The 6,222-nt window shown below is 66.4% G+C and carries 7 protein-coding genes; 4 read left to right on the top strand and 3 right to left on the bottom strand.

Translation table 11 applies throughout. From position 1 onward, the window contains the following. Nucleotides 1-611: 611 nt before the first annotated feature. Together M0R80_30775 and M0R80_30770 are read right to left on the bottom strand one after the other, a co-directional pair. Nucleotides 612-926 carry a nucleotidyltransferase domain-containing protein gene (locus tag M0R80_30775; GenBank protein ID MCK9464024.1) on the bottom strand — a complete coding sequence of 105 codons (315 nt, stop codon included), beginning with the start codon at nt 924-926 and terminating at the stop codon, nt 612-614. After that, complete coding sequence (locus M0R80_30770) at nt 899-1,300, bottom strand: HEPN domain-containing protein (GenBank protein ID MCK9464023.1); 402 nt, start codon at nt 1,298-1,300, stop codon at nt 899-901. Before M0R80_30770 ends, M0R80_30775 begins: the two co-directional genes overlap by 28 nt. Nucleotides 1,301-1,446: 146 nt before the next feature. Here M0R80_30770 and M0R80_30765 point away from each other — a divergent pair, with 146 nt between their 5' ends. Continuing rightward, the gene (locus M0R80_30765; GenBank protein MCK9464022.1) at nt 1,447-1,800 is read left to right on the top strand and encodes a zinc ribbon domain-containing protein; all 354 of its coding nucleotides are present in this window, start codon (nt 1,447-1,449) and stop codon (nt 1,798-1,800) included. Nucleotide 1,801: 1 nt separating this feature from the next. Here the strand turns inward: M0R80_30765 and M0R80_30760 are convergent, their stop codons facing one another. After that, a complete protein-coding gene (locus M0R80_30760; protein MCK9464021.1) occupies nt 1,802-3,097 on the bottom strand; it encodes a 6-phosphofructokinase in 1,296 nt (431 codons plus the stop codon). Nucleotides 3,098-3,253: 156 nt separating this feature from the next. Between M0R80_30760 and M0R80_30755 the strand changes: the two genes are divergently transcribed. From M0R80_30755 to M0R80_30745, 3 genes are all read left to right on the top strand, one after another. Beyond that, complete coding sequence (locus M0R80_30755; protein ID MCK9464020.1) at nt 3,254-4,396, top strand: DUF1566 domain-containing protein; 1,143 nt, start codon at nt 3,254-3,256, stop codon at nt 4,394-4,396. A 138-nt stretch (nt 4,397-4,534) separates the two neighbouring features. Next, the gene (locus M0R80_30750; protein MCK9464019.1) at nt 4,535-5,227 is read left to right on the top strand and encodes a succinate dehydrogenase cytochrome b subunit; all 693 of its coding nucleotides are present in this window, start codon (nt 4,535-4,537) and stop codon (nt 5,225-5,227) included. A gap of 15 nt (nt 5,228-5,242) precedes the next feature. Further along, the coding region (locus tag M0R80_30745) for an FAD-binding protein (GenBank protein MCK9464018.1) at nt 5,243-6,222 on the top strand (980 nt) is incomplete at its 3' end.

The raw sequence follows: 6,222 nt of genomic DNA, 5'->3' as shown, positions 1-6,222 counted from the left end.
TCCGGCGCGCCGCCGCCGAGCATCTTCCGGCCGTGATCTCGCTGTCGGCTGTGCTATCATCCCGCTAAACAGTTACCAAATAGAAGCATGATCATAGTAGCCAGACCCTGGCAACTCATCCACTACGACCGTCACGTCGCCGGTTGTGAGATCTCTGACCCGGATTTCTGGCATTTCCGTGGGTGTATCCCGGTCAATCCAAACCATTCTATTCCCATGGAAACCTCTTTCCACTGTCCAATCCGATTGTGTTGACACAACCTGACATCCTTCGGGCAGCCAATCCGTATCGGAATCAGTATCGGTATCCGTGTCCGTGTCGGTGTCGGTGTCGGTATCGGTGTCGGTATCGGTGTCTGAGTCCGTGTCAGTATCGGTGTCTGTGTCAGAATCAGAATCCACGTCGCTTGCGTCGCTTTTGTCACTTTGGTCGCTTGCGCAGCCGCCAAGCCAAGAGACCAAAGCGACAGAAGCGACAGAAGCGACCAAAGCCAAGAACCAGCTGGCCCGCGGCGCCGAAAAGCAGTCTGTCCTTGTAGCCAATCTCCACCCCCCCGTGATGGGGCGAGCATACCACGGAATCGTCCAAGCCAGCCGCGAGCGCCTGAGCCTCACGCTGCGATCGACTCCCGGCGGATGGCGCTCCAGAGCGGGGAGAGCGTGTTGGTTGCGAGGGTTCGGGGATCCACGAGCACGACCTGGATGCGCGGATCGATTTCGTAGGCGATCTGGACCGCCCTTCGACGGTGTCTCTGACGGCCCCGGGCGAATGCCTCGGAGATCAGGCACAGGTCGATGTCGCTGTCAGGGCGCGCCTCGCGCCGGGCGTACGATCCGTACAGCACGACCTCGAAGGCCGGGAATTCCGCGGCGGCGAGCGCGGCCTTGTAGCGCTCGATCACGCCTCGAACAGATCTTGGAGCCATCTCCACATCCCCTTCGTGACGTCCAGGTACCGTTTTGCGTAGGCGCGGTTCACCTTCTTGTAGAACGCCCGCAGATCTTCCGGATACCGCGCCTCCACGTTGAACCGGTTGATGTCATCGAGTTGCGCGATCTGCGTCTTCGAAAGCGCGATCCCGGCCTGCCCCGCCAAGTAGAGCAGGTTGTGCGTGAACGGCGCGTGCTCCTTCAGCTTCCTCGTCGCCAACGCCTTCAGCAGCTTCTCCAGCGAGAGGTGGCACAGGAACAGACAGTAGTCGTACCGGCCGGTGCGGAACAGGGAACGCGCCGTGTCGAGGTCGTGTTCGGCGGCCTCGCGCCAGTATCGGACCACCTTGGCGATATCGCGGGAGGTCATGGGTCTCTTCTACCAGACGGGGCCGCGAGATACCAGGTTGGCCCGCGGCGGAGCTCCTCCGAGCCGAGCGGGGCCGCCTCGTCGCCGGGCGAATCTCTTGACTTCGCCTGCCCGCGGACTATCACTTCACCGCGAGGAGGCGTTCGATGCCGATCTACGAGTACACCTGCAAGGCGTGCGGCCACGAGTTCGAGGTCATCCAGAAGATCTCGGACAAGCCGATCCGCAAGTGCGAGGCGTGCGGCAGGCTCCAGGCCGAGCGGCACATCTCGCAGACGAGCTTCCTGCTCAAGGGCACGGGCTGGTACACGACCGACTACGCGGGCCACAAGGCGCACGGCGGCTCGGAGGGCGAGTCGACATCCTCCGCGCCTTCCTCCTCGTCGGAGTCGTCCTCGACAGAGAACTCGAAGCCCACCGCGAGCGAGCCCACGGCCGCGCCGGCCTCCGCCGAGACGAAGAAGGCGGCGAAGCCGTCCAAGAAGGCCGCGAGCGCCTGATCTAGTCGTCCGACGCGAGGTAGCCGAACTGGCCCTTGAACTCCTCGGGCGTGCAGTTGGCGACGCGCGCGAGGCGCGAGAGCCGCTTGATGTCCTCGAAGTCCGACCGCAGCAGCCGGATCTGGTAGTCGACGCACATCTGGAAGTACGGGTTGTCGAGGTCGACGAGCCGCGTCTTGATGCGCCCGGTGTCGGGGCTCACGATCTGGTCGAGCGGGATGATGTACGGGCCGCCGTCCCGGATCGCGATGATCGCCCGCGAGCCGCCCTTGAGCAGGTAGCGCACCGCCGAGTAGCCGAGGTTCTGCGTGTACTCGAGGTCGTAGGAGTTCGCCGGGAGCGAGCGCAGCTCGTAGCCGATGTTCTTGTTGACGATCGTAATATCGATCCCGCGCTCGCCCAGCCGCTTGCGCACCTGATCCTTCACGATCTGCGCGAGCGAGATCTCCGCGTAGCGGATGTTGCCGTGATCGTCGACCTGGACGTCGTCGAGCCCGATGAGATCCGACTTGTCGAGCGAGGCGATGAGCCCCTCGGACATCATCGCGACGCCGTAGTCGCGGCCGAGCAGGCGCCGCTTGATGATCGACCCCTCGAGGAGGTCGCACAGGCGGGCGAGGCGGATCGGCTTGCCGCGGAACTCCTCGGCGATGATCGTCAAGGTCGCGCCCGCGGCCGAGCCGATGCCGAGCGCGAGGTGGCCGGCCTTCCGGCCCATGGTGACGACGAAGTACCACCTGTTGGTGGTGAACGCGTCCTCCATGAGGTTCTTGACGATCTGCGCCCCCATCTCGCGCGCGGTCTGGTAGCCGAACGTGAGCATCTGCCCCGGCAGCGGCAGGTCGTTGTCGATCGTCTTCGGCACGTGGACGACCTGGAGCTGATCCCCGGCGAGCTTGTCGATGCAGAGCGCGGTGTACGCCGTGTCGTCGCCGCCGATGCTCACGAGGTAGTCGATCTCGAGCTCGGTGAGCACGCCGACGACGTTCTTCATCATGGCCGGATCGCTCGTCGGATTGACGCGCGAGGTCCGCAGGATCGACCCGCCGCGGTAGTGGATGCGCGAGACCCGGTCGATGGTGAACTGCTCGACGTGCGCCGCCGACCCCTTGGCGAGCCACTTGTAGCCGTCCATGATGCCGAGCACCTTGCAGCCGGAGTTGATCGCCTCGATCGTCGCCGAGCGGATCACGCCGTTGATGCCCGGCGCCGGGCCGCCGCCCACCAGGATGGCGAGCGTCTTGTTCCCCTGCCGGAGCCCCGTGTTGGAGGTGTCGTACTCGTTGAATGAAGTCATCTTCGTTTCCCTCGCCCCCCGGATCGCAAACGGCGACGACGTATTATGGCGATCGACGGGCTTCCGGGCAAGGCGAGAGACCCGAGAGACCCGAGTTCTCAGATCGGCCGTGGAGGGGATTTCCGTGGTAGAGTCGGGTTTCACTTGGAGGCAACGATGGGGCGCGATGCTCTGACCCTCGCCGCGGCGGCCATTGTCGCCGGCGCGCTGTCCGGCTGCGGGAGAGGAGGAGCCGCCGGTCCGGCCGACGGCGGCGCGTGCGCATCCTGGGGTGCGCCGGGGTGCGCGGAGGGCTGGTACGACTGCGCGACCGGGCTTTGCTGGCAGAACCCGTCCACGTGCCACGCGGAGGAGGATCTCTCCGACGCCCGGGAGCGATGCGAGGGGCTGGACGACGGCGGCGAGACCGACTGGCGCCTGCCGTCCGTGGACGAGCTGCGCGGCCTGATCCGCGGCTGCGAGGCGACGGCGCCCGGCGGCGCGTGCGGGATCACCGAAGGCAGCTCGACCTCGGAGCTGGACGGGAGCTGCGACGGGTGCGGGTTCCGCTGCGGTCCGGGCGCGGACGGCCTGTACCTGGATCCCGCGCTCGACGATAACGATTACTATTCCAGGACGTACTGGACCACCTCGATCGACGCGTCGTGGAAGATACCGGTCGCGTGGACGGTCAATTTCGAATATGGGCGCGTGTCCCCGGCGCCCGTGGACGATGTCTGGTTGAAGAGCGTTCGCTGCGTTCGCCGGGCGGGCGAGGGCTCCGGCCCACCGCCCGATCTCCCCGCTGGAGAATGCGACTCGGACTGCTCCTACGACGAGGCGGAGGCCGCCGAGGCCGCGATCGAGGACGCGCTCGCCGGAGCGGACGCGTGCTTCTCCGGAACCGTCGGCGCCGCCCCCCAGGGCGATCCCGAGCTCTCGGTGTACCTCGAGGACTGCTGGTGGGGCGGCTTCATGCTCTGCGACGGCGAACCGTGGTGGCTGGCCGACGCCGCCGCGGCGTTCGAATCGGTCTCGACCGAGTGCCTCGTTACCTACTCGGGGTTCCACTACTGGCACATGGGACAGGCGCATACCGATCTCGAAGAGATCATCGCGTTGGTCGTGGCGGCGGAATGCGGATCGTGGGCCGACGAGGAATTCCACATCGTCTTCGACTCGACCGGCCGGGCGGCGATCCCGGCAGCACCGTCGGTTGACCCTGACGACGCCGCCTGCGTCGCCGCCGCGCTCGAAGAGCACGAATTCCCCTGCCTCGCCGGGTTGACCTTGTGCGGCTGCTACGGCACCTGGGAGTGACCCGCGCGAGGCCCCTTCGACCCCCTCCCCGTCCGAGGGAAATGGGGGGTTGACGGACGAGCTTAAGGGACTAGTGTGACCTCGGAATCAGCGAATCGCCGCGGCTCGCAGGCGCGGCGGCAGCGAGCGAGAGGGCACATGACCACAGCGGAAATGACGTTCTACAGAACTGCGGTGGGCAAGAAGGTGGTGATGGCGATCACCGGCTTCATCACCTTCGGGTTCGTCGCGGTGCACGTCCTCGGGAACCTGCAGATCTTCCTGGGCCCCGAGCGGCTCAACAAGTACGCGGCGTTCCTGCAAGGGCTCGGCGGGCTCCTGTGGGTGTTCCGCGGCGTCCTCGTGATCTGCGTGGTGCTCCACATCTGGTCCGCGACCCTGGTCACGCTCCAGAGCTGGGCGGCGCGGCCCAAGGGCTACGCGGTCAAGCGGTTCCGCGAGACGACCTACGCCGCGCGCACGATGCGCTGGGGCGGGCCGATCATCGGGCTGTTCGTGATCTACCACCTCCTGCACTTCACGACCGGGCAGCTGCACCCGAGCCCCGACACGTTCCACGCCACGGCCGACGGGCTGATGAACGTGTACAACAACGTGATCCTCGGGTTCCAGGTGCCGTGGACCGCGGCGGTCTACATGGTCGCCATGGTGTTCGTCGGGCTGCACCTCTACCACGGCGTGTGGAGCATGCTGCAGACGATCGGCGCGAGCCAGGCGAAGTGGAACCCCTGGCGCCGCCGGTTCGCGGTGCTGTTCGCGCTGTTCGTGACGCTGGGCGGCCTGTCGATCCCGGTGGCCGTGCTCGCCGGGCTCGTCGTGCCGGTCGTATAGAGGAAGGTGGCGACCATGAAGCTGGAATCCAGAATCCCGGAAGGCCCTATCGAGTCGAAGTGGGACAACCACCGCTTCAAGATGAAGCTCATCAACCCGGCGAACAAGCGCAAGTACAAGATCATCGTGGTCGGATCCGGGCTCGCGGGCGGCGCGGCCGCGGCGACGCTCGGGGAGCTCGGCTACAGGGTCGAGTGCTTCTTCTACCAGGACAGCCCCAGGCGCGCGCACTCGATCGCGGCCCAGGGCGGCATCAACGCCGCCAAGAACTACCCGAACGACGGCGACTCGATCTACCGCCTGTTCTACGACACCGTGAAAGGCGGCGACTACAGGGCGCGCGAGGCGAACGTCTACAGGCTCGCGCAGGTGAGCAACAACATCATCGACCAGTGCGTCGCGCAGGGCGTGCCGTTCGCCCGCGAGTATGGCGGCACGCTCGAGAACCGGTCGTTCGGCGGCGCGCAGGTCTCGCGGACCTTCTACGCCCGCGGCCAGACCGGGCAGCAGCTCCTGCTCGGCGCGTACTCGGCGCTCATGCGCCAGGTGCGGGCCGGCACCGTGAAGCTCTTCCCGCGCCACGAGATGCTCGACCTCGTGGTGCAGGACGGCCGCGCGCGCGGCATCGTCACCCGGAACATGGTGACGGGCGAGATCAAGACGCACGTCGGCGACGCGGTGGCGCTCGGCACGGGCGGCTACGGCAACACCTTCTACCTGTCGACGAACGCGAAGGGCTGCAACGTGACCGCCGCGTTCCGCGCGTACAGGCGCGGCGCCGGCTTCGCGAACCCGTGCTACACGCAGATCCACCCGACGTGCATCCCGGTCCACGGCGACTACCAGTCCAAGCTGACGCTCATGAGCGAGTCGCTGCGGAACGACGGCCGCATCTGGGTGCCCAAGAAGACGGGCGACGCACGGCCGCCGGGGCAGATCCCGGAGGGGGAGCGCGACTACTACCTCGAGCGGCGCTACCCGAGCTTCGGCAACCT

The sequence above is a fragment of the Pseudomonadota bacterium genome (genome assembly GCA_023229365.1).
Lineage (GTDB): Bacteria > Myxococcota_A > Polyangia > JAAYKL01 > JAAYKL01 > JALNZK01.
The sequence above is the reverse complement of the archived record's forward strand: the minus strand, read 5'-3'. Positions and strand labels throughout refer to the sequence as shown.

Excerpts from the sequence above, each read along its gene's own strand:
- M0R80_30775 (MCK9464024.1), bottom strand. The coding sequence starts at position 926 with ATGGCTCCAAGATCTGTTCGAGGCGTGATCGAGCGCTACAAGGCCGCG.
- M0R80_30770 (MCK9464023.1), bottom strand. The coding sequence starts at position 1,300 with ATGACCTCCCGCGATATCGCCAAGGTGGTCCGATACTGGCGCGAGGCC.
- M0R80_30765 (MCK9464022.1), top strand. The coding sequence starts at position 1,447 with ATGCCGATCTACGAGTACACCTGCAAGGCGTGCGGCCACGAGTTCGAG.
- M0R80_30760 (MCK9464021.1), bottom strand. The coding sequence starts at position 3,097 with ATGACTTCATTCAACGAGTACGACACCTCCAACACGGGGCTCCGGCAG.
- M0R80_30755 (MCK9464020.1), top strand. The coding sequence starts at position 3,254 with ATGGGGCGCGATGCTCTGACCCTCGCCGCGGCGGCCATTGTCGCCGGC.
- M0R80_30750 (MCK9464019.1), top strand. The coding sequence starts at position 4,535 with ATGACCACAGCGGAAATGACGTTCTACAGAACTGCGGTGGGCAAGAAG.